The organism is Nonomuraea sp. 3-1Str, from assembly GCF_031570565.1.
In the GTDB taxonomy this organism is placed as follows: Bacteria; Actinomycetota; Actinomycetes; order Streptosporangiales; family Streptosporangiaceae; genus Nonomuraea.
In genome coordinates this window covers 202,555-226,447 of the sequence record NZ_JALHBK010000011.1, presented here as the reverse complement: position 1 = coordinate 226,447, position 23,893 = coordinate 202,555, and the positions used below count along the sequence as shown (strand labels likewise).

The 23,893-nt window shown below is 68.0% G+C and carries 15 protein-coding genes; 7 read left to right on the top strand and 8 right to left on the bottom strand.

From position 1 onward, the window contains the following. Window positions 1–8 precede the first annotated feature (8 nt). Complete coding sequence (locus MTP10_RS19925; protein WP_310710983.1) at window positions 9–809, top strand: ABC transporter permease; 801 nt, start codon at window positions 9–11, stop codon at window positions 807–809. Window positions 810–859: 50 nt separating this feature from the next. On the opposite strand, the gene acnA is transcribed toward MTP10_RS19925, so the two are convergent. Both acnA and MTP10_RS19915 read right to left on the bottom strand, forming a co-directional pair. Further along, window positions 860–3,634: an aconitate hydratase AcnA gene (gene acnA / locus MTP10_RS19920; protein WP_397334482.1), complete on the bottom strand. Its 2,775-nt coding sequence runs from the start codon at window positions 3,632–3,634 to the stop codon at window positions 860–862. 308 nt (window positions 3,635–3,942) lie between these two features. Continuing rightward, window positions 3,943–4,671, bottom strand: coding sequence for a metal-dependent hydrolase (locus MTP10_RS19915; protein WP_310710981.1), 729 nt, complete (start codon window positions 4,669–4,671; stop codon window positions 3,943–3,945). Window positions 4,672–4,988: 317 nt separating this feature from the next. Between MTP10_RS19915 and MTP10_RS19910 the strand changes: the two genes are divergently transcribed. Then, window positions 4,989–5,741, top strand: coding sequence for a PadR family transcriptional regulator (locus MTP10_RS19910; RefSeq protein ID WP_310710980.1), 753 nt, complete (start codon window positions 4,989–4,991; stop codon window positions 5,739–5,741). 55 nt (window positions 5,742–5,796) lie between these two features. Continuing rightward, a complete protein-coding gene (locus tag MTP10_RS19905) occupies window positions 5,797–6,282 on the top strand; it encodes a DUF1707 domain-containing protein (RefSeq protein ID WP_310710979.1) in 486 nt (161 codons plus the stop codon). Window positions 6,283–6,297: 15 nt separating this feature from the next. On the opposite strand, the gene MTP10_RS19900 is transcribed toward MTP10_RS19905, so the two are convergent. Continuing rightward, a complete protein-coding gene (locus tag MTP10_RS19900) occupies window positions 6,298–8,133 on the bottom strand; it encodes a glycoside hydrolase family 15 protein (protein WP_310710978.1) in 1,836 nt (611 codons plus the stop codon). 188 nt (window positions 8,134–8,321) lie between these two features. On the opposite strand from MTP10_RS19900, the gene MTP10_RS19895 reads away from it, so the two are divergent. Together MTP10_RS19895 and MTP10_RS19890 are read left to right on the top strand one after the other, a co-directional pair. Next, window positions 8,322–8,882 (top strand): TOPRIM nucleotidyl transferase/hydrolase domain-containing protein, encoded by a 561-nt coding sequence (locus MTP10_RS19895; protein ID WP_310710977.1) that lies wholly within the window; start codon window positions 8,322–8,324, stop codon window positions 8,880–8,882. 149 nt (window positions 8,883–9,031) lie between these two features. Then, a complete protein-coding gene (locus MTP10_RS19890; protein ID WP_310710976.1) occupies window positions 9,032–9,433 on the top strand; it encodes a peptidase inhibitor family I36 protein in 402 nt (133 codons plus the stop codon). On the opposite strand, the gene MTP10_RS19885 is transcribed toward MTP10_RS19890, so the two are convergent. Then, entirely contained in the window at window positions 9,430–9,831 is a 402-nt protein-coding gene (locus MTP10_RS19885) for a hypothetical protein (RefSeq protein ID WP_310710975.1), read from the bottom strand. The two genes, MTP10_RS19890 and MTP10_RS19885, sit on opposite strands and share 4 nt — an antisense overlap. A 291-nt stretch (window positions 9,832–10,122) precedes the next feature. Between MTP10_RS19885 and MTP10_RS19880 the strand changes: the two genes are divergently transcribed. Further along, a complete protein-coding gene (locus MTP10_RS19880) occupies window positions 10,123–10,902 on the top strand; it encodes a hypothetical protein (RefSeq protein WP_310710974.1) in 780 nt (259 codons plus the stop codon). Continuing rightward, the gene (locus MTP10_RS19875) at window positions 10,860–13,589 is read left to right on the top strand and encodes a PQQ-binding-like beta-propeller repeat protein (RefSeq protein ID WP_310710973.1); all 2,730 of its coding nucleotides are present in this window, start codon (window positions 10,860–10,862) and stop codon (window positions 13,587–13,589) included. The genes MTP10_RS19880 and MTP10_RS19875 overlap by 43 nt, the downstream gene beginning before the upstream one ends. 260 nt (window positions 13,590–13,849) lie before the next feature. On the opposite strand, the gene MTP10_RS19870 is transcribed toward MTP10_RS19875, so the two are convergent. The 4 genes from MTP10_RS19870 to MTP10_RS19855 form a co-directional block, all read right to left on the bottom strand. Further along, window positions 13,850–14,248 carry a hypothetical protein gene (locus tag MTP10_RS19870; protein WP_310710972.1) on the bottom strand — a complete coding sequence of 133 codons (399 nt, stop codon included), beginning with the start codon at window positions 14,246–14,248 and terminating at the stop codon, window positions 13,850–13,852. Between the two features lie 65 nt (window positions 14,249–14,313). Beyond that, the gene (locus tag MTP10_RS19865) at window positions 14,314–21,600 is read right to left on the bottom strand and encodes an RHS repeat-associated core domain-containing protein (RefSeq protein ID WP_310711012.1); all 7,287 of its coding nucleotides are present in this window, start codon (window positions 21,598–21,600) and stop codon (window positions 14,314–14,316) included. 253 nt (window positions 21,601–21,853) lie between these two features. Further along, window positions 21,854–22,354 carry a G/U mismatch-specific DNA glycosylase gene (gene mug, locus MTP10_RS19860; protein WP_310710971.1) on the bottom strand — a complete coding sequence of 167 codons (501 nt, stop codon included), beginning with the start codon at window positions 22,352–22,354 and terminating at the stop codon, window positions 21,854–21,856. A gap of 73 nt (window positions 22,355–22,427) precedes the next feature. Next, window positions 22,428–23,828, bottom strand: a complete 1,401-nt coding sequence (locus tag MTP10_RS19855; protein ID WP_310710970.1) for a sugar porter family MFS transporter — start codon at window positions 23,826–23,828, stop codon at window positions 22,428–22,430. Between the last annotated feature and the right edge of the window lie 65 nt (window positions 23,829–23,893).

Sequence of the window (23,893 nt, the reverse complement as noted above, 5' to 3'; positions counted from 1 at the left end):
GCCCATCGATGTACGAGACCCTGCGCTGGTCCCTGCTCGACTCCCTCACCATCGCGGGCCGCACCTACTCGCGGCTGAAGGCCCAGCCTGGCGAGATCGTCGCGTTCCTGGTGTTCCCCGTGATCATGACGGTGCTGTTCGGTTACGTCTTCGGCAGCGCGATCGTCCTGCCCGGCGGGGGCGACTATCGGAGCTTCCTCATGCCCGGCATCTTCATGCAGGTCATGGCCATGACCGCGACCTCGGCCGCCACCACCGTGGGCGAGGACATGGCGCGCGGGATCATCGACAGGTTCCGTGCCCAGCCCATCGCCCGCAGCGCCGTGCTCGTCGGGCGCAGCGTGGCCGACCTGTCGATGCACCTGCTGTCGCTGGCCGCCATGGTGCTGGCCGGAGTGGTGATCGCCGGGTGGCGGGCGCACGGGAGCCTCGGCGACACGGTGGCGGCGTTCGGGCTGCTGGCGTTGTTCGGGTTCGCGATGATCTGGGTGGGCACGTACATCGGCTTGTGGATCAAGAGCGGCGCGCAGGCGGACGCGGCCACGTTCGGCTGGCTGTTCCCGATGACGTTCCTGGCCAACACGTTCGTCCCCACCGAGGGGCTGCCGGTCTGGCTCAAGCCCGTCGCCGACTGGAACCCCATGAGCGCCGTCGTCGCCGCCACCCGCGGCCTCTTCGGCAACCCCACCTCGGTCTCCCCGGCCTGGCCGCTCCAGCATCCGGTGACCGCGAGCCTGGTCTGGTCGGTGGGGATCCTCGTGGTGTTCCTGCCGCTGGCCGTGCACCGCTACCGCACCATGGACCGCTGACATGCGAGGACGCCGCCCCCGGATCGCGGGGGCGGCGTCCTCGACGCGCGTTACTTGGCGAGCAGCGAGCGCAGCACGTACTGCATGATGCCGCCGTGCCGGTAGTAGTCGGCCTCGCCCGGCGTGTCGATGCGGACCACCGCGTCGAACTCGACGTCCCCGGCCTTCACGTGCACGGTCCGCGGGATGCCGCCCTTGTTGAGCTCCTCCACACCGGTGATGTCGAACGTCTCCTCGCCCGTCAGCCCCAGCGACTCGGCCGTGGCGCCCTCGGGGAACTGCAGCGGGAGCACCCCCATGCCGATGAGGTTGGAGCGGTGGATGCGCTCGTACGACTCGGCGATGACGGCGCGGACGCCGAGCAGCGCCGTGCCCTTGGCCGCCCAGTCGCGCGAGGAGCCCGAGCCGTACTCCTTGCCGGCCAGCACCACGAGCGGCGTGCCGGCGGCGGCGTAGTTGACGGAGGCGTCGTAGATGAACGACACCGGGGCGTCGGCCTGGGTGAAGTCGCGGGTGTAGCCGCCCTCGGTGCCCGGCGCGATCTGGTTGCGCAGGCGGATGTTGGCGAACGTGCCGCGGATCATCACCTCGTGGTTGCCGCGCCGCGAGCCGTACGAGTTGAAGTCCTTGACCTCGACCCCGTTGGCCTGGAGGTACTGCGCGGCCGGGGTGCCGGCCTTGATGGAGCCGGCCGGCGAGATGTGGTCGGTGGTGACCGAGTCGCCCACCTTGACCAGCACCCGGGCGCCGGCGATGTCGGTGACGGGCTCGGGCTTCTCCGGCATGCCGTCGAAGTACGGGGCCTTGCGGACGTACGTGGACGACGGGTCCCACTCGAACGTGTCGCCGGTGGGGATCGGCAGCGACCGCCAGTGGTCGTCGCCCTTGAACACGTCGGCGTAGTCGCGCTCGAACATGTCGCGGCCGATCGAGGAGGTGACGACGGCCGAGATCTCCTCCGGCGACGGCCAGATGTCGCGCAGGAACACCGGCTGCCCGTCGGCGCCCGTGCCGAGCGGCTCGTTGTCGAGGTCGATGTCCATGGTCCCGGCCAGCGCGTACGCCACGACGAGCGGCGGCGAGGCCAGGTAGTTCATCTTGACGTCGGGGTTGATGCGGCCCTCGAAGTTGCGGTTGCCGGACAGCACGGCGGTGACCGCGAGGTCGTTGGCCTGGACCGCCTCGGAGATCTCCTCGGGCAGCGGGCCCGAGTTGCCGATGCAGGTGGTGCAGCCGTAGCCGACGAGGTTGAAGCCGATCTTGTCGAGGTACGGCTGGAGGCCCGAGCGCTCGAAGTAGCCGGTGACGACCTGCGAGCCGGGCGCCAGCGAGGTCTTGACCCACGGCTTGCGGGTCAGGCCCTTCTCCACCGCGTTGCGGGCCAGCAGGGCGGCGCCGAGCATGACGTACGGGTTGGAGGTGTTGGTGCACGAGGTGATCGCGGCGATGGCGACGATGCCGTGGTCGATCTCGAACGAGGTGCCGTCGGCCAGGGTCACCGGCACCTTCTTGTGCGGGCGGGAGCCGTTGAGCGCGGCGGCGTGCGGCTGGTCGCCGTCGCTGTCGTGGCTGATCGCGGGCGAGTCCGAGGCCGGGAACGACTCGTCGGACGCCTCGTCCGCGGGGCCGAGGACGCTCGGCGCGTAGTCCTTGACGGCCGCGCGCCAGGCGCTCTTCGCCTCGGAGAGCGCGATGCGGTCCTGCGGGCGCTTCGGGCCGGCGATCGACGGGACGACCGTGCCGAGGTCGAGCTCCAGGTACTCGGAGAAGACCGGCTCGTCGGCGGACGGGTCCAGCCACAGGCCCTGGGCCTTGGCGTACGCCTCGACGAGGGCGATCTGCTCCTCGGAGCGGCCGGTGAGGCGCAGGTAGTCGACGGTCTGGCCGTCGATCGGGAAGATCGCGCAGGTGGAGCCGAACTCGGGGCTCATGTTGCCGATCGTGGCCCGGTCGGCCAGCGGCACGGACGAGACGCCCTCGCCGTAGAACTCGACGAACTTGCCGACCACGCCGTGCTTGCGCAGCTTCTCGGTGATGGTCAGCACCAGGTCGGTGGCGGTGGCGCCGGCCGGCAGCTTGCCGCTCAGCTTGAAGCCGACCACACGCGGGATCAGCATGGAGATCGGCTGGCCGAGCATCGCGGCCTCGGCCTCGATGCCGCCGACGCCCCAGCCGAGGACGCCGATCCCGTTCTCCATCGTGGTGTGGGAGTCGGTGCCGACGCAGGTGTCGGGGTACGCCTTGCCGTCGCGGACCATGACCACGCGGGCCAGGTGCTCGATGTTGACCTGGTGCACGATGCCGGTGCCGGGCGGGACGACCTTGAACTCGTCGAAGGCGGTCTGGCCCCAGCGCAGGAACTGGTAGCGCTCGCGGTTGCGCTCGTACTCCCGCTCGACGTTGCGCCGGAAGGCGTCGGGGTGGCCGAAGTAGTCGACGATGACCGAGTGGTCGATGACCATCTCGGCGGGGGCCAGCGGGTTGATGCGGGCCGCGTCGCCGCCGAGGTCGCGCACGGCCTCGCGCATGGTGGCCAGGTCGACGACGCACGGAACGCCGGTGAAGTCCTGCATGATGACGCGGCCGGGGGTGAACTGGATCTCGACGCTGGGGGCCGCGCTCGGGTCCCACTCGCCGAGCGCCCGGATGTGGTCGGCGGTGATGTTGGCGCCGTCCTCGGTGCGGAGCAGGTTCTCCAGCAGGATCTTCAGGCTGTACGGGAGGCGGGCAGCGCCCTCGACGGCGTCCAGCCGGAAAATCTCATACGACGCGTCGCCGACGCGTAGCGTGTCACGGCTGCCGAAGCTGTTCGCGGACACGGTGATTCGCCTCCTCCATAGACCAGTGCGTGATCGTGGGGACGCTCGCGGCTGCCTGCCCGCGGCATTCCGCGCGCTATGCCGGATTCGCTCCCAGTTGAATCCTGCCGCACCCCGGGACTGATCAGCACGTTAGGTGACCCTAACCGGCGGTTGCAGCGGTGTCTCGACGTCAAGATATCGCGAAAAGTATCTCGACATCAAGTTAAACGGCGAGAGTGGAGGCCCAGGAGAGGAGTTCGGCCTGATCACACGGGGACTCCGGGCGGGCCGCACAGGGACTCCGGCCGGGCCGCGAGGGGACTCGGGGCGGGCTACACGGGGGCGAGGCGCAGGAACAGCAGGGCGATGATGGCGATCGACAGCACGGGCGCGAGGATCTTCTGCTCGAACTTCTTGCCGGTCTTGATGCCGATCTTCCACGGCAGCACGAACTTCACCGACATCGGCCAGAGCACCGGGCAGCCGCGCTCGGTCATGCAGTCGCCCACCACGTGGATCAGGCAGCCGAGGGCCACGGCCATGCCGAGCCACGCGTACCCGACGCCCTGGGAGAGGAAGACGGCGTACAGGCCGGCGGTGAGACCGATGTTGACCAGCGCCGAGCCGAGCTTATTACCGGGGATGCCGATGCCGATGGCACGTAAGGCGAGCCCGACGAGCAGCACCACCATGATGTCGCGCCCGATCGGGTAGGCGCCGGCCAGCCAGTGCGCCCCGAACCCCAGCGCGACCGCGAACACCAGCGAGTGCGTGGCGCCCCGGTGCCCGCCGCTCGCCCAGCAGACCGCCTTGCTCAGCAGCCACGTCACGGGGCCGAACGTCTGCGCGATCGTCGCGCTGGGATGGTCGAGGTCGGGCAGCATCGCGGCGCCCGCGCAGACGAGCGCGCCGGCGATGAGCTCCGCCGGGGTCAGCGCGTTGGCCATGATCCCCGTCTCGATGAACCGGGACGACTCCGTCACCATCGGCAGCGCCGCGAGCCCCGGCGCCAGCCCCAGCCATGCGATGGCCCCCGTCATCGCGTGCGTGTGCCCCATCATGATCCGGACTGTACGGCAAAGCGACGACAGGTGAGCGTGCCGTACGGGAACGGTCCCGTACCCGCACGACATGCGTCCACGAACTCGTCCGGAAACGCAGACGAGGTCGTCTCCACGGCGACAGCACCCCCCAGCCCTGCCGACGCGGAACGACCTCGTCTGCACTGAACAACGACCTCGTTCCGGATCCTGTTCCCGAATTCCGCGACTTTTTCGTGATGTGTCTCACTCCGCCGGGAGCGTTGCAGACGACATACTTCCGATATATCGTTGAAGCATCGCGAACAGTCGCGAGGTATCTCAGAGGAGGAAATATCATGACCACAGCACATGCAGCCGGTGGGCAGTGGCCCGACGCGCGTGAGTTCAAGCGGGCCGCCCGCGAGGCCGTCAGAGCGCTCAGGGCCACGGCAGGAGCCTGGGAGGAGGCGGGACACCGCCGCCACCACGATCACCACCACCCGCACGAGGAGAGGTCGCGCGCCCGGCGTCCGTTCCCGCCCGAGTTCGGCCGGGGCCCCTGGGGTCCGGGCGGCCCGTTCGGGCCTGGCGGGCCGTTCGGTCCCGGTGGGCCGTTCGGCGGCCACCGCGGCTGGGGCGGCCGGGGCCGCAAGGCCAAGCGGGGCGACGTGCGCGCCGCGATCCTGGCCCTGCTCTCCGAGGAGCCGCGCAACGGCTACCAGATCATCCAGGAGATCGCCGAGCGCAGCGAGGGCGGCTGGAAGCCCAGCCCCGGCGCCGTCTACCCGGCGCTGCAGCAGCTCACCGACGAGGGCCTGGTCGTCGCCGAGGAGAACGAGGGCCGCAAGACCTTCCGCCTCACCGACGAGGGCCGCGCGTACATCGACGCCCACGGCGACGAGGTCCGCACCCCGTGGGACGAGATGCGCCCCGACATCGACGACAACGCAGCCGATCTGTGGGACATCGCCCGGCAGTCCGCTTTCGCGATGGTTCAGGTTCTCCAGACCGGAACCGACGCACAGATCCGCGAAGCGCGTAAGACTCTGGTAGAGACCCGGCGCAAGCTCTACCAGATCCTGGCCGACGGCGACCCGGGCGAGGAGTGACCGCATGACCGGCTTCGCAACGGACAGCCGGCTCGGAGAGAGGGAGGCCCCTCCCATGGACCCCAAGGATCTCCGCATCGGCGACGCCGAACGCGAGCAGACGATGGCCGCCCTGCGCGAGCACTTCGCGCAGGGCCGCCTGGACCACGAGGAGCTCGACGAGCGCCTCGACCGGGCGCTGGCCGCGCGCACCGCCGGCGACCTGGCGCAGGTCACGGCCGACCTGCCCGGCTCCCCCGCCGTCCACCCCGGCCCGCCCGCGACGCCGATCCCGGGCATGGACGACTGGAAGGCGGCGATGCACGCGCACCGGCAGCAGATGGAGCAGGGGCGCCACGCCCACCGCGACATGCGCCGCGCCTACCGTGACATGCGCCACCAGGGCCGCCGTCACGGCCCGAAACCGTTCCTGCCGGTGCTGGCGGTGTTCCTCGTCCTGGGCATGATCTTCGGCGGGTGGGGCGTGTTCAAGGTCCTGTTCGTGGTGTGGATCGTCGGCATGGTCTTCTCCCTGATCCACCGCCGCAACAACCGCCAGTGACCGGTGGTCCTGGAGTCAGCCGAGGGCGCGGTCCAGGTTGAAGGCGGCGCTGATCAGGGCCAGGTGGGTGAAGGCCTGGGGGAAGTTGCCCTGCTGCTCGCCGTTCTGGCCGATCTCCTCGGCGTACAGGCCCACGTGGTTGGCGTAGGTGAGCATCTTCTCGAAGGCCAGCCGGGCCTCCTCCACGCGGCCCGCCCGTACGAGCGCCTCGACGTACCAGAACGAGCAGATCGAGAACGTGCCCTCCTCCCCCCGCAGCCCGTCGGGGCTGGCCTCCGGGTCGTAGCGGTACACGAGGGAGTCCGACACCAGGTCGGCGGTGAGCGCGTCGAGGGTGGACAGCCACTTCGGGTCCGTCGGCGAGATGAACTTGACCATCGGCATCATCAGGACGGCGGCGTCGAGGACGTCGTCGTCCTCGTGCTGCACGAACGCGCCCCGCGCGGGCGACCAGCCGCGCCGCATGAGCTCCCGGTAGATCATGTCGCGGGTGTCGCGCCAGCGCGGGATGTCGGCGGGCAGGCCGCGGCGGCGGGCCATCCGCATGGCCCGCTCGATCGCCACCCAGCACATCAGCCGTGAGTACAGGAAGTTCTTGCGCCCGCCGCGGGTCTCCCAGACGCCCTCGTCCGGCTGGTTCCAGTGGGCGCAGACCCAGTCCACCAGGGCGCAGACGTCGTCCCAGTGGTCGCTGGAGATCGGCTGCCCCCACTTGTCGTAGAGGTAGATCGAGTCGATGAGCGCGCCGTAGATGTCGAGCTGGAGCTGGTCGGCGGCGGCGTTGCCGACGCGGACGGGGGCCGAGCCCTGGTGTCCCTCCAGGTGGGTCAGCTCGCGTTCGGGCAGCTCGGTGCGGCCGTCGATGCCGTACATGATCTGGAGGGGCCCGGACGGGCCGTCCTCGCGACGGCAGACGCGGTGGGTGAGGAAGCTCATGAACGCCTCGGCCTCGCCGGTGAAGCCCAGCCGCAGCAGCGCGTAGACGGCGAAGGCGGCGTCGCGTACCCACAGGTAGCGGTAGTCCCAGTTGCGCTCGCCGCCGAGCTGCTCGGGCAGGCTGGTCGTGGGCGCGGCGACGATCGCCCCCGTGGGCGCGTACGTGAGGAGCTTGAGAGTGAGCGCCGAGCGGTGCACCATCTCCCGCCAGCGGCCGCGGTAGCGCGAGGCGGACAGCCAGCGCCGCCAGAACCGTACCGTGGCGTTGAACTCGTGCTCCGCCTCCTCGTGCGGGCAGCCGCGCGGCGACACGTCGGCGCGGACCCGGTCCAGCGCGAACACCGCGGACTCGCCCTCCTGCAGCGTGAAGTCGGCATGCGCGTCGCGTTCGTCGCACTCGACGGGGACCGTGGCGGTCAGCGCGAGCGACAGGGCGGCGGAGGAGAAGACGACGAGGCCGTCGCGCCGGGTCAGTTCGTGCGGCTCGGCGCCGTAGCCGAACCGGGGCGCCACCCGCGCCCGGAAGGGGATCTGCCCGCGCACGCAGAGGACGCGGCGGATCAGACGGTGCCGGTCGGCTTCCGTCTCGCCGCCGGTCACCGGCATAAAGTCCTGGATCTCGCCCACCCCGTCCCCGGTGAAGAAGCGGGTGATCAGCACGTTCGTGTCGGGGAAGTAGAACTGCTTGGTCCGCGCGGGGACGGTGGCGCACAGCTCGAACGCGCCGCCCCGGTCCGCGTCCAGGATGGAGGCGAAGACGCTGGGCGAGTCGAAGGACGGGCAGCAGTACCAGTCGATGGTGCCGTCGGTGCCGACCAGGGCGACGGTCCGCAGGTCGCCGATCAGGCCGTGCTCGGCGATGGGCAGGTAGCGGGAGGCCCTGGACGGGCCCTGGTGCTCGAATGTCACGGCCATCGCGGCGACCTCCCCGGACGTCGGCTGTCCCCTGTCCATGGTGCTACGCCGCCCGTCACGGGCCGTCACCGGCCGCCGGGTTCGTCCGAACAACCCCCGCGGCACTGCGGCAGGCGGCCTTCCGCGCATAAAGCCTTCCGCGCATAAAAGGGGATGAACCTCGCCAGGTTCGGTGCCAGGCTGGGCTCGTGAGCGACACGCAGACCGTGGTCCTGGTCGAGGGCGACAGCGACAAGTCGGCCATCGAAGCGCTGGCCGAGCGCCATGGCCGGAACCTGGCGGCCGAAGGCATCTCCCTTGTCGCGATGGGCGGTGCCACGAACATCGGGACGTATGTCGGCAGGTTCGGCCCTCACGGTCGCGATCTCCGGCTGGCCGGTCTGTGCGACGTCGGGGAGGAAGGCGACTACCGGAGGGCTCTCGAGCGCGCCGGCCTCGGCTCCGATCTCAGCCAGCGCGATCTGGAGGCGCTCGGATTCTTCGTGTGCGTCGCCGACCTGGAAGACGAGCTGATCCGCGCGCTCGGCACCGACACGGTCGAGCGCGTCGTCGATGCCGAGGGCGACCTCAGCTCATTTCGCACACTCCAGATGCAACCCGCATGGCGTGGGAGAACCACTCACGACCAGCTTCGCCGGTTCATGGGATCAGGCAGTGGCCGCAAGATCCGCTACGCCGGCCCGCTCGTCGCGGCACTCGATCCCGATCGCGTGCCGCGACCGCTGGAGATGTTGCTCGCCCACCTGTGAGGCAGCCGCTCACCGGGTGCTGCCCGACCTGGCCGGCCTGGTGACAGGGTCATTTGGGACAGGCCGACTGATCGGAAGTGGACAGTCGGAACCACGACCGGCTAACGTGATCTTGCTCTTGCTGACCCCCCTGTGAAAGAAGAAAAGTCTTGCGGAAACCGGCATCTGTCGCGCTGCTCGCATCCCTTGTCCTGGGCTTTCTCCCGGGTGCGTCCCCCGCCCAGGCCGACACCGAGGCAGCCACAAAGTACTTCTGCCTCTACGAGCACGACGACTACAAGGGCGGGAAGTGGTGCATCACGGAAGGCGCCTACAAGCAGCAGAAGAAGGACAACAATCTGTCCAACAACTACTGGCAGGGCACGTCACGCCCGGTCAACAACGGCGCCAGCTCGATGAAGAACGACACCCTCTGTGCGGTATGGCTCTACGACGCCTACTCGTACGGCGAAGGCGACACCTACTACGCGCAGGGCAGGTCCGTGGACTCCGACCTGACGAACAACGGGTTCGACAACGAGGCATCCTCGCTGCACATGGACTGCTCCTAGGCCGGTAGGCGACGATGGGCGACCTGGACTCTCATGTCCAGGTCGTATTTCGCTTTGACGGCCTGTTCCTGTCGTCGGCCGGCCGACCCTGGCAATCCTGAAGCAGCAGGATATTCGGCTTCCATTTCCTGGATCTTTCCCAGGAGGTTGCCCCGGCACCCATCCGGATGAGCGCCGTGGAGAGTGTTCCACAACCGCACGGTGATGCGCATCCAGCCATTTCTCTCGGCCATGAATGCGCTCGCTCTTTCCCGCAGGCGATCCCCGCGTGGCTCGTTCGTTGTGCCGGCCCCGTCGGCCTGGGCCGGCGCCAGCCCGGAGTGGTGATCGAAGGCGGCCAGAAGATGCACGGTGCCGTGCTCGGCCAGGCGACCGCCGCGTAGCGCCTTGCCATCCACCGCGACGGGCCTGGAGCCGCAGGTCACCTCGCACCACGGTCGTCAACGCCATCTTGCCGAAGCCTGCTTTATCGGCTGAACCGTTATTCGTAATCTTTCGTGCCCGATCTGCCCTGTGGAATTCAGAACTCCAGACTGAATTCGTCAACACTGCGGCCACGCGGCGTCCCCATCAGCTATATATCAGCTGCCGTTGCACCGCCAACGAAGGGTACGTCCATGGCCAGAACGCGCCAGAAGAGGCGTGCCCCCTCCGCCCCCCGTACCGAGGAGGCCGGAGGATGGAAAGCCATGCGGACGTGGCTGGCGGGAATTGTCAGCGCCGTGATCGTCGCGGCCGTCGGGGTCGTGTTCGCCGCCTGGTTCAACGCGCGCGGCTCCGACACCGTCGAGAGCATCAGCGGCGAGCCCCCGATCAAGGTCGGCCACGTGGCCGTCGACTACGCCGCGCAGGACATCACCCTCAGGGAAGCGGTGACCGACCCCGCGGAGCGGGCGATCCTGCAGGGCAGCGCGTCCGGCTCGCGACGCGACACGGTCATGGCGCGCCACGACCGTGCCCCGCTCGAGACCGCCGACCTCACCGTCGCCCTCGTCGGCAACCGCAGCAGCGTGCGCATCGTCGACATCCAGCCGCGTGTCCTCGACCGCAAGCCCGTCTCGGACGGCGCGCTGTTCGTCTACACCTCCGGCGGAGAGGTCGCCACCATCGAACTCTCCGCCGACCTCGACGAACCCGCACCCCGCTTCACCAGTCCCAAAACCCCGGACATCTCGTACTTCAGAAAGAAGCAGATTGACCTCAAACAGGACGAACAAGTCACGCTGTCCATGACGGTCACGGGCACGGCCGCCTACTACGCCTTCGACCTCGTGATCACCGTGCTCGCGGGGGACCGGACCGAGCAGGTGACGATCCAGGGGCCGGACAGGACCCCGTTCCGGGTCACCGGTGCCTCCGGCGCCTACCACGCCTACTACACGATCTCTCCGCTCGGCGGCTGGCAGCCGATCTCCCGGAGCGGCGCGTGCGCGATCGAACGGAAGCTCGCCAAGGCCGGGAAGTGCTGACCGCGCGCAGGCGCCGGTCAGCCGCGATCCTGCTCGTGGTCATCCTGGCGACCTGCTCGGCCGCGGCCCTGGACAACGTCACGAGGCTTCCCCGCGTACCCGTCGAGTGGCGTGCGTCGTGGTCGGTGCCCGCGGACGCCGAGAACGGCGTCATGTTCCTGAAGGCGCCGGGCCACGCCGTGTCCGCCCGGGCGGTCACCGTGGCGACGCGGCAGGGCACCGTAAGGATCCACGACCCGCGCACGGGCGCGCTCCGGCGCACCGTACCCGCCGATCCGGCCCAGCCCGCGCCCGTCACCGGCGTCTGGATCGCGGGCGACACGCTCGTCGTCGCCAGAGGAGAACCGGACGGCGCCGAGCAGACCCTGTACGGCCACGACCTGGCCACGGGCGCGCAGCTGTGGCGGCGCACGGTCGTCACCGCCCTCCGCCAGCCGCGGCTGAGCGACACCGGCTCGTACTACGGCCCGCGGATCATGGCGACCGAGCACGGCATCGTGGTGTTCGAGCAGGCAGACGAACCCCTCGACATCCAGGCCCTCGATGCACGGACCGGAATGACCACGGCCAGAGTGACCTACCCGCGAAGCTGCCGGCTGACCGGCGCAGCGACGGCCCGATCGGTGCGGCTGCTCAGCTACTGCCAGGGGAACGAGCTGCGGCTGGCCTCGATGGATCCGCGCACCCTGCGGCAGGGATGGACGCGCGTGCTGCCGTCGTCGTTCTCCCCGAAGAACGGGGCCCCGTCCATCAGGCTCACGGCCAACGCCGAAGGGTACGTGCAGGCCAGGGCGGGCGAGGACGACTTCTTCCTCGACCCCGACGGCCGCCTGTTGTCCACCGGCTCGCAAGCCGTCAAGGTCACTGATCCGGACCGCTGGAACCCGCCCCTGTACGCCGGCTCCTCCACCGTGGCGAACGACCAGGGCCGTGCCCTGCGGAACACCACCTGGCCGCTGCCCGCCTACCTGATCTCCATGGACCCCGGCACCGGGCGGCTCGGCGGGCTGCCGATCGACCTGCCCGCCCACCTGGTCTCCCTTGCCGGGGAAATCCGGGACATGGCCTTCGTGTTCAGCGACGTCCCCGGGGACGGGCGGCTCACCGCGTACAGGCTGATCTACGGGACCGCCCGCCCGAAGACCGCCTGGCCGGACGCCTGCGCCCTGCTGACCGGCCGCGACCTGGCGGCCTTCGCGGATGGCTACCGCCCGGCCCCGGCAGCGGACGGCGCGGCGAAATGCGACTGGATACCGCCGGCCGACGACGGCGCCGTCGTCTCGCTGTCCGTGGAGTGGGTGTCGTCGTCGGACGCGAGCGCGCGCAAGCTGTACACCGCCGAGGCGGCCGCCGTCGAGGAGACCGGCGACATCGATCCCACCACCGAGGCCCCAGGCTTCCTGACTCACACCGTGGCCGAGACGAACGGCTTCTACGGCGCGACGATCATCAACGTGGGACCCGTCATCGTCAAGCTGACCTCGTCCTCACGGCAGGCGGTGCGGCTCCTCTCCCCGGTGCTGCGCGACCATCTGCTCGCCCGGTACAAGCCGGGCGTTCGCGCCCCCGCCCCCGTGCGCGAACGCGGATGGAGTTTCCCGACCGACGCGGCCGTGCGTACCGAGCCGGTGGTGACCGGCGGCGTCGTCTACGCCACCAGCGGCGACGGCACGGTGTCCGCGCTGGACGCCGCCACCGGCGCGGTGCGGTGGCGCTACCGGACGGGCGGTTCCGTGGAGGACGGCCACGTGGTGGCGCACGGCACCGTGTACGCGGCCAGTAGAACGGGCAGGCTGGTGGCGTTGGACACGGGCACCGGCCGCCCGAGATGGATCCGCAGGATCACCGTGTTCGGTCACCTCGTGGTCGCGGCGGGCCGCCTCTACCTCTGGACCAGGCACCCCGCCTGGTCCTCGAAGGCCGAACTCGTCGCGCTCGACGCCGCCTCCGGCAAGCAGCTGTGGAGCTTCCAGGCGGGCGACGTGCTGACCCCTGAGCCCGTGCTGGCCGGCGACGTCGTCCTCACCGGCAGCGACCACGGCGTGATGTACGCCCTCTCCCCCGCCACCGGAACCGAGCAACGGCGCTACCGACTCGGCGGGGAACGCGACCGCGTCCTCCTGCTACGGGCCGGCATGACCGTCTACGCCACCAGCAGCAACGGCGACGTCAACGCCGTGGACGCCGTCTCGGGCGAGGTCCGATGGAGGTCTCGGATCGCCGGCACCATCTCCGTCCGTCCGGTGGTGGCCGGCAGGACCGTGTACGTGGGCGACGACGAGGGCACCACGCACGCGCTGGACGCCGCGACCGGCGCGCCCCTGTGGGATTTCCAGGCCAAGGGCGACCAGCCCATGTTCGCATGGAGCGCCGCGGTGGTGGACGGACTCCTGTACACCGTCGGCCGCGACCGTACGCTGTATGCGCTCGACACCGCCACGGGCAGGATGCGCCGGCGCCTCCCGCTGCCCGGCGGCCGCGACACCGGCCCCGTGGCAGCAGACGGAACCGTCTACGTCTCCGACCGCGAGGGAACGCTGTACGCCCTCGACCCCGCCACCGGCACGGTGCGATCGAGGTTCCGGACCGGCGGCAAGGCCCAAACGGGCCCTGTCGTGGCAGACGGCTTCGTGTACATCGGCAGCTCCAACGGAAACATCTACGCCCGGCGCACAGCAGGCCCGTAGTGCTGTGACGGGCAACGATGGTCGTGCCCTCGGAGCGGCGCAAAAGGCTCGACGAGGTGGGCGCCGGGGCTTGATCTCACCTGCATCAGATCGCTTGCGGTTCTCGGCTATTTCTCAGTTTCATACAGCGCGGCGTGGACGGCGCCACTCGTCCCTTTCGCGCGCGCCCCAAACCCAACACACGCGAGCACCGTCGCCCGTGGGATCCGTACTGCAGGATTAAGGTTCTGAAACAGACAGAGCCCGCTCATGGGCGAGTCCTACGGGTGTCGCGCCGTGAGTTCGAGTGTGTCCCCAGAGCGATCTACGACGGTTACCTCAACAACCTTGCCGCCAAGCTTTTTGCTCACGCCGGCGACACAGGCCCCACACTGGTCGTTCGGCATGTCGATCACGTCCCAGCCATTGTCACGGAACGTTTGCAGCAACTTGTAGCCGGACACGGAACGATCCGCCTCGAAGGAGATCCAACCCTCCTTTGCTCCCGAATCGCAACTGTTGTTCGTCTGCGAGGTGTTGGCCACTTCGACTGGAAGGAGCGGGGCGACAGCGGCTCGCAATTCCTCTGTCTCCTTGGATGCTTGCGCGATGCACACCGTCTCCGGGTCTGAGGATCCTGCGGCACAGGCCGACACGGCAAGGCATACGGCCAGCGTCATCGCAGTAAATCGATCGAACGTAAGACGCCGATACCACACAATATTCCCTTCCCTCGTCGGCCCTCTCACCAGAGTACCCCCTTACGCCAGTAGTTCTGACCAATTCGGAAAAGATCAGCAAAAAGACTAGCCTCACCATACGTCCGCCTATATTGGCGTAGCGAGCTATCGTTGGTTACACCATAGGTGCGTGCCACTCCATTGTTGTGATAATCCCTCTCGGAGTCACAGCGGCCCCTATAGGGGGCGCATGGTCCAGGATGCGACTTCTCATGTACTTCTGCGAATTCTGCGGCCATAAGTTTGCCAACAGTTATCGTCAGAACAACTTGCCAGATAAAGTGTCGAATGGCGTTACGTTCAGCAGTCTCCCTTTTTATGCGCTTATGCACGTAGCTCCACACTCGCTGTGTTATATCTCTCACCAAGAGGCAGTCCTCTTGGTTGCGGATGCACCACGCCTTTTCCCCAGGTGATGGATCCAGCCCATCCTTCCCCTCAGAAGGAGAGGGTCCTTTTCTGCTGCTCGGGCCAAGACTTCCCTGTGCCGCATTATTTCTACCGCCCTTGACTGGATATGCGGCTCGGGCGACATCCCAAAGAATCTGCAGCGCCTTGTCGGACAGCTCTGGGCTCCACGCATGGGAATACGAAAGTTGCGCTTCCCTGCTCGCTTCCCAATAACCCTTGGGAGCGGTGCGACCTGCCGCTGGTCCCTCCGCGATGACACCAACTCTCTTCGCTTCCTTCTCATTCCAGGCAGGATTCCATTCGACACTGCGGACCCAGCGAGGATCGACGATTATTTCTCCGGCGCCGAAACAAACGGTGCAGTCGCCGATTTCGTAGTCGTCGCGGACGGGCCCGTAGGGGGTGCCCCAGACTCCTCCGACAGCCGATTCGGAGTAGGTGGGGATAATCCCGACTCCACCGACGCCGTCGGTGATGACGGTGGCGTGACCGGTGGGGTCGATGCCGGTGAGGGGGGAGGCGTTGGCGTAGGTGTAGCGGTTGGCTTGGACGGAGGGGTTGGAGGTGAGGGTGGCGGTGTCGCGGCTAGTGAAGGATCCTGTCCCCGGCTGGTACCAGCGGGCGTGCATGTTGACCTTGCCGGTGTCCGGGTCGGTGTATGCGCCCTGGTAGCCGAGGTTGGTCTTGACGCCGGTTTGGGCAGTGATCGTGCCGAACGGGTCGTAGTTGGTCGTCGTAGCGAGGACGGTGTTGGTGTAGGTGGCGACCAGGTCGCCGTGCAGGTCGGTCAGCGTGGAGAGGGCCTGGTTAGTGCCCTCTTTCTGGCCGAGCAGGCCGCCGAAGGCGTCGCGGCCGTATCGGGCCTGTACGCCTGCGACGGTGTCGCTAATCGCGGCCAGGTTGTTGCTCAACCCGGCGTAGGCGAAGGTCTGGTTGGCAGTGCCTTTGATGCGGGACGTGACGCGGTCAAGAGAGTCGTACCTGTAGAGGGACTCGCCGTCGGCGATGAGTCGGTCGAAGGCATCGAAGGTGAGCTGAGTCGTGGCGCCGTTCTTGGTTTCCGTGGCGAGGGTGCCGCGCGAGGTGTAGGTGTAGGTGGATCCGTCGCCTGAGGTGAGGCGGTTGCGCTCGTCGTAGGTGTAACTCTTGTCGTCGGCCTTGGTGCGGTTGCCTGCCGCGTCCCACTCGTACAAGGTCTTCGCGCCGCCGGGGGCGGTCCAGGAGGTGAGTCGTCCGGCGTGGTCGTAGCCGTAGGTGTTGGTGCCCGCACCGGCCAGGCCCGCGGTGGTCTTGGTGGTGAGGTTGTCGTCCTTGTCCCACCCGTAGGTGATCTGCGATAGTTGGGCGCCCGTGCTCGACTTGAGGGTGTGGGTCTTGGCCCGGTCCATGTCGTCGTAGGTGAACACCTGGGTGTCGGCTGAGGTGGTGCCGACCTTGGCGGTCATCGTCTTGACGCGGTTGGCCTGGTCGTAGTCGTAGGTGATCTTGCGGGTGGTGACCGGGTCGGTCGCCGTCCACAAGCGGCCCGCGTTGTCCCAGGTGAAGGTGGCCGTGCCGGCCGCGTCCACGCGCTGGGTGGGGTTGCCCAGTTCGTCGTAGGTGTAGCCGGTCTGCTGCGCACCTGCCCGTTTGATCGACAATGGGAGGGTGCGGTCGTTGTAGTCGACCGTCAGGTCCCCGATGGTGGTCTGCCGACTGGCCAGGTCGTAGCCGAACGTGCGCTCGGCGCTGGCCGACCCGCCACCGCCGCCGGTCTCCTTCGTCAGGCGGCCCAGGTGGTCGAAGGTGCGGTCGAGGCGCACCCCGCCCGGCTGGATCAACGCGGTCGCGTTGCCGGCCCCGTCGTAGACAGCGGTCCACGTGCGGTCGGCCGCGTCCGGGTGGGCGGTGGTGGACGGCTCGGTCACCGTCTCCACCAGGCCGAGGGTGTTGTAGCTGGTCCAGGTGGCATTCCCACGACCGTCCGTGAGGCGGGTGCGGGCACCGGAGGCGTCGTAGCCGAAAGACGTGGTGATGGTCTCGCCGTCCTTGACCGGCTCGACCAGGCTGGTGAGCCGGTTGAGGGCGTCGAAGGTCTGCTTGGTGACGTGTCCCTCGCCGGAGGTGAGGGTGGTCGGGTTGCTGCCCGGGTCGTAGCCGGTGCTGGTGGTGCGCAGCACCGTCCCGGTGGAGTTCAGGTCCTTGACCGTCGTCTTGCGGCCGGCCAGGTCGTACTCCGCCAGGGTGGCATTGCCCAACCCGTCGGTGGTCTTGGTCGGTCGGCCGGCCGGGTCGTAGTCCATCTTCGTGGTGTTGGCGGCCGGGTCGGTCTGCTCGTACACCTCACCGGCCGCGTTCACCTTGAACGTGGTGGTTCGGTTGCCCGGCGCCACGGTCTTGGTCAGGCGGCCCGCGTCGTCGTACTCCAGCTTCGTGGTGTACGCCGCGGCGGACGGCTTGCGCTCGACCTGTGTCTCGGTGATCTTCCGCCCGAGGTCGTCGTAGGTCGCCTCGCTCCGCGCACCGGTCGGGTCCACCGCCGCGCGCTGCTCGCCGGCCAGGTCGTACTCGGCCACCCACCGGCCCGGCGTCTCACCTTCTGGAGCAGGGTCCGTCACCCGCACCTGACGACCCAACTGGTCGTACTCGAACGTGCTGGTGTAGCCGCGCGGATCGGTGGTGCGGATCAGCTGACCGGCCTTGTCGTAACCGTTCGAGGTGGACGGCGTGATCGCCGTTCCGCCCGGCGGCGTGTACGGCGGCGCACTCTTGCTCGCCAGACGGCCTGCCTTGTCGAACACCGACGTGAGCGTACGGCCCTCGGCATCCCGCTCATGGGTGGTGGCGCCGAACGTGTCATAGCCGTAGCGGGCGGTCGGGCGCGCGTCACTGGACGAGCCGGCCTTGTCCACCTTCACCTGCGGGCCGGTCACCTCCACCATGCGGCCCAGCGCGTCGTAGCGCAGCGTCGAGGTGAAAGCGGCCTTGTCGGCCCCGGCCACATTGCCACGCGGGTCCGTAGTGGCTACAACAAGGCTCCGGTCGTCATAGTCGGAGGTGGAGATCAGATCGTCGGCGCCGTTTTCCATGGTTGTCTTGGTGGCCAGGTTCATCTTGTCGTAGACGTACTCGGTCGCCTCTGCCCGAGACGTGCCAGCACCGGTCAGTGTCTTGCGCAGCACATTGTCGTTCGCGTCGTACACGTACGCGGTCCTGCGGTTCAGGATCCCCGGGTCCAAGGTCTGCGAGGCCAGCCGGGATGCCGCGTCGTACACGTAGTCGGTGGTGACCCTTCCGCCGCCGGTCACCAGCCTCGTACGGTTGCCCACCTCGTCATATGTGTGCTCCTCCAGCACCACATCACGAGGCGTCGTCGAGCCGTTCAGCTTCGCGCCTTTGGCGATCTTCTTCTGCAGCAGGTTGTCGTTGTAGTACGTGTAGAACGTCGTGCGGAGCATCACATCGGTCTGCGGCTCCAGAGGATCCCACGCGTTCACGGAGGACGACTCCAAGCGGCCACCTGCGTCATAGGCGTACGACTCCAGCAGCACGTCCTTGGCCGGCTGCGGATTGACCGGGCTGCCTGTCCACCCCTTCAGCGTGCGCTTCTCCAGCTGACCTCGGTCGGTGTAACCGTTCTCGATCACCGTGCCGCGCGCGTCCGTCACCCGCACCACCTGGCCAAGTGTGTTCCACGCCTGCCGGACCACCCCGCCCTCCGGGTCGGTCGTCGTCTCCAACCGACCCTGACCGTCGTAGGTGAAGACCGTGTTCCGCTCGGCGTCGCCGCCGGTGAGGTCGGCGACCTTCTCGCTGAGCTTGTTACCGTCCGGGTCGTAGCCGAAGGTCGTCTGCTTGGTGTGCGTGACCCCGGAGACCTCGTTCTTGACACCCGGCTCGGTCTGCGTCACCAACCGGCCCAGCCCGTCGTAGGCGAACGTCGTCTTCACCCCGTCCGGATGCGCCTGCGACACCTGCGTGGACGCCGACAACCGGCCGATCGCGTCGTACTCCAGCTTTGTCACCAGGCCGGCCGGGTTGGTCTGCTCGGCCAGGTCACCCGCCGCCGTGTACCGGTACGTCCACGCGTTGCCCCGCGCGTCGGTCTTCTTCGCCACCAGGCCCGCCGGAGTGGTCCCCCCGTTGATGGCAGGCTCCGTGCCGTCGGTGTAGGCGACTGTCGCCGAGCGGCCGTTGGGGAAGTCCGCCGTGGCCGGCGTCGTCTCCTTGGTCTGCTCGCCGTAGCTGTTGTACTCCCAGCGGGTGGCGTAGGTGTTGTCTTCAGGGCTGTCGGAACGTCCGTCCCGGTAGATCAGCATGCTGTCGTTGCGGGCGTCGAACTCGTTGTCCTTGTTCAGGTAGTACTCGGCGTAGGCGTTCTGACAGCTGGCGCTCGTCCGACAGGTCTCGCCGCGGATGACGTTGCCGCGTTTGTCGTTGTAGCGCCGCGAGACATTGCCGTTGCGGTCCTTGACCTTCGTGAGGTAGCCGCCCGTGTCGTACTCATAGGTGATCTGACGCTCGGCTGCATCCTTCTCGTAGACGAGCCGGGAGCCGCGGCCTTCGTCGTAGCCGTACGTGAGCTTGACGTTGCGCGCATCGGTCACGGACACCGTCGCGACCTTGTTGACCCAGTCACTGTCCGGCTTGCCGATCTGCCAGGTGCCACCGTGTCGGTCGGTGTGCGTCTTGAGACGGTCGTTGGCGGTGTCGTACGTGTTGTTCGCCCACACGCGGCCGGAAGGAAGAGTGATCTTCGACAGCTTGTTGGCGACCTTGAGCCGGGCCGCATAATGCGCTTGGACGTCCGTGTCCGCCAGCGGCTTGCCGTAGATCGCGAACTCGTCGATGGACCCCTTGAAAGGGAACGCACCGGTGGTGTTCGGGCCGCCGGGAATCTCAAACCAGGAGTTGGCGCGATCTCCACTGCCCACGACGGCTGCTTCGTCGTAAGTAGGGCCGCGGGTATCGGTCAGTTCACCTACGGCCTGTCCGTCGAGGAAGAGCTTCTGCCGCCCGTCCGCCACGTTCAGCACGACGTGATGCCACTGGTTGTCCGTGACCGCCCCCACACTGATGATCGGAGCGTTCGCGCTGGTCTTGTCGATGTCGCCGAGCTTGCCGCGCAAGCGCCCATCGGTGCCGATGTAGAGGACGGGATCCGTGGCCCCAAATTCGTAGTCCTGTATGCCGGTCGACATGATCATGCCTGGCTGGGAGGTCTTGAACCAGGTCTCGATCGACAGCCGGTTGCGCAGACGGGTCAGCATGTCCCCCGGCAGTGACATCTTCGACTTGGTGAAGCCGCCGGCTGTGTCGGTGCTGCCTTCCAGGGCGCCGGGCTGATCGAGGGTGACGTCGTGGTAGTACCCCGTGTGCCCGCTGGTGCCCTCGTTGGTGGGGTTGCCGGTCTCCGACGGGCTCAAGCGGAAGTAGCCGACCGGCTCTGCGTCACGGACCAGATTGCGATAGCGCGAGCCGTCCTCGTAGGCGTACGTCGTGCAATTGGGCGCCGCCACCGGGGTGCACACCGAGGTCAGGTTGTCGCCCGTGTAGGTGTACCTCCACGTGAGGGCCTTGCCGTCGACGGGGTCGGTGGACACCGACGCCACTCGAGAGCCCTGCCAGGTGAAGTGCAGCGATCTGCCGCCCACCACCGTGACGTCACTGATCTTTCCGTCACTCCCGTAGTTGACGTTCTGGCGGCGATTACGCGAGTCCGAGACCGCGGTCAGGCGCCCATCAGCGTTGAAGAAGTACGAGGTGGCCTGCTTGTCCATCAACTGCCAGCCAGTGTGCCTCATACCGGTGCAGGACCCTGCAGGACATGGCTCGAACAGTTGCTTCAACGTGGCATGCATGCCTGGCGGAGGCTGGAAGGTGAAGTCCCCCTTCGCCGCGAACCGTGCCTGACGGCCGTCCGGCTGCGTCAGCACCACCGTATGAGGCACCTGGGGATAGCCGGCAGTCCCCGAGTCGCGCAGGTCCTCTTGAACGATGCGCATGTCCCACTGCGTCGACCAGCCCGCACCGAAGATGCCGCTCGTACGCCCGTCCAGGCTGTTGTACGTGCGCACGACCGACAAAGGCGGGCCCGCCGCCGCGACCTGCGCATCCACAAAGCTGGTGGTGTAGTTGCCCGCGATCGGCGAGAACTCCTGCCCTTCCTGGCCGCGCTCGCCCAGGTGTGCACTTGTGAGAGGCTGGGGCGCACCCGTTGTAAGCACATGCTTGTCAGACTCGGCCGTCGCGCCGCTCTCCGGGTCGGTGACCTTGACCGACCATTCGTAGTTCTTGCCCCAGCCCAGCTTCCCTGCCGGGACACGCCATGCGTCCTGGCCGAGCACCTCCCCAGAGTCGACGCACTCCGGAGTCGGCGGGAACGGCGGGAACTCACCGGTCCAGGGCTCGTCTTCCAGAATCTCGCAAATCGTGAAGAGGTACTTCATTTCCATGTTCGGGCCGCCCAGGCGGACCGCGCGAACCGCCAGCAACGGCGTGGCCTCGGCCAGAGCACCACTATCGGGATACACGTCCTCGATCATGGGAGATGTGCCCAAGACCGACCGGTCCGACTCCTCTGCACGACGGATGCCGGCCGGGACCTTGGAGTCCTCCACCTTCACGGCCCTCACGACGGGGCGCCTGTCCAGGGGGAGCGCATCCTTTGGCGGCTTCTTGCCGCCAACGCCGGTGCCCGAGGCGACCTGCCGCGCCGGCAAGGGGCTGAGCGGAACTGCCCCCGAGCCCAATTGTTGCTTGGGCGTCCGCACCCCGTCCGCCGACACGACCTCCAGCGGCGACGCAGCCGAAGCCGGTAAGGCAGGAAGCGACGCAAGCCCCGAAGCCATCACCATGAGGCAGACCGCAGCACCCGTCCACTTGCGGGCTTTCGCGGGCATGCCGAACACAGGTCGGCGCATACGCCGTCACACTCCGAACCACGTAGGGCATCCCTAGGGACGCCGGACGAAGCTCCACCCCGTCTGGGTCAGATGACAAGGTCCCTGACTCGCGCGGCTCGGAGCGCGTTATACAAACGGACGAAGCGTAACTTCCACCCGAAACGACAACAAGATCGAATTAAGTCATACAAAGATCACGGATGGTGACTTACCCCTCTTGATCACCACAGGGTGCACCATGGACGCCGACTCAGCGGCCGATGTGCTCCCGCACCCGGCGCAACTCCCCCGCGATCCCCGCCAGCGTCCAGTGCGCGTTCAACCCGCTCGGGTTCGGCAGCACCCACACCGGCACCCCGCCCACCGCGTCCTCCTGCAACCCCACCGCCGCCTTCGGCCGGGCGAACGCCGTCCGGTACGCCGACACCCCCAGCACACCCAGCACCTTGGGACCGACGCGAGCCACCAAGGCCTCCAGCCGCCGGCCGCCCTCCACCAGCTCCTCCCGCGTCAGCTCCGACGCCTTGGCGCTCGCCCGGGCCACCACGTTCGTGATGCCCAGCCCGTACGACGGGAGCAGGTGCTGTTCCGACGGGGACAGGAGGCGGGGGGTGAAGCCGGACAGGTGGAGGGCGGGCCAGAAGCGGTTGCCGGGGCGGGCGAAGTGGTGGCCGGTGGCCTCCGACATGAGGCCGGGGTTGATGCCGCAGAACAGCACGTCCAGCGAGGGCCCGAGCACGTCGTCGATCACGCCCTGGAGGGTAGCCGATCCGGAGGGTGCACGAGCCGCCCGAGCAGTGAGGGGCGACTTCCCTCCGGAACAGTCAGCCCATCTCTTCGAGTTTGCGGCCCTTGGTCTCCTTGACCCACTTGGTGACGAAGAGGAAGGACAGGACGGCGAAGAACGAGTACATCGCGTACGTCAGCGGCAGGTTCCACTGCGACAGGGACGGGAACGACACCGTGATCGCCCAGTTCGCGATCCACTGGGCCGAGGCGGCCACGCCCAGGGCGGCGGCGCGAATGCGGTTGGGGAACATCTCACCCAGCAGGACCCAGACCACCACGCCCCACGACAGGGCGAAGAAGAGCACGAACACGTTGGCCGCGAGCAGCGCGATGACGCCCTCGGCGCCCGGCAGCGTGACGGCGCCGTTCACCGTGCGGGCGGAGCTGAACGCCCAGGCGGCGGTGCCCAGTGAGATCGCCATGCCGGCCGAGCCGATGAGCAGCAGCGGCTTGCGTCCGATCCGGTCGACGAGGGCGATCGCGATGAACGTGCCGATGATGTTGATCACCGAGCTGGAGAAGCTGATCAGCAGGGAGTTGGACTGCGTGATGCCGACCGACTGCCACAGCACCGACGAGTAGTAGAAGATCACGTTGATGCCGACGAACTGCTGGAAGACCGACAGGACGATGCCGACCCACACGATCGGCAGCAGTCCCAGCGCGGGACCGCGCAGATCCTTCATGGTGGGCCGGGCCTCGGTGCGCAGCACGTGCTGGATCTCGTGGACCCGGTCGTCCAGGTTGATCTCGTCGCCCTCGACCTCCCGCAGCACCCGCCGGGCCTGTTCGGTGCGGCCCGCCATGATCAGGTAGCGGGGCGACTCGGGGATCGTCGAGGCGAACAGCAGGTAGAGCAGGGCCGGCACGACACAGGCGCCGAGCATCCACTGCCAGGCCTGCAGCCCCCACAGATGGTTGTTCACGTTGCCGCCGGCCAGCCGGGCGAACATGTAGTTGACGAGCTGCGACACCGCGATGCCGAGCACGATCGCGAGCTGCTGGAAGGACCCCAGCCGCCCCCGGTAGGCGGGCGGCGCCACCTCCGCGATGTACGCCGGCCCGAGCACGGAGGCCATGCCGATGGCGACACCCGCCAGGAACCGCCACGCGCCGAGGTCCCAGACGCTGAACGGCAGCATCTGCCCGATGGAGCTGACCGCGAACAGGATGGCCGCCACCTGCATCGTCCGCGTACGGCCCCAACGGTCGGCCAGGTTGCCGCCCACCCAGGCGCCGACGGCCGAGCCGAGCAGCGCGATGGCCACCACGATGCCGATCTCCACGGCGCCGACGGCGAAGAACTTCTGGATGCCGACGACCGCGCCGTTGATCACCGCGCTGTCGTAGCCGAACAGGAACCCACCTATGGCCGCTGCGGCCGTGATGAAGACGACATGTCCCAGGTTCTCCTGGTGAGCGGGCTGAGCAGCCATGCGGTCCCTCCTTATGAGACCGGCATCTACCCCTCAGAAAGCACCTATATCGTCGGGCTTACGCA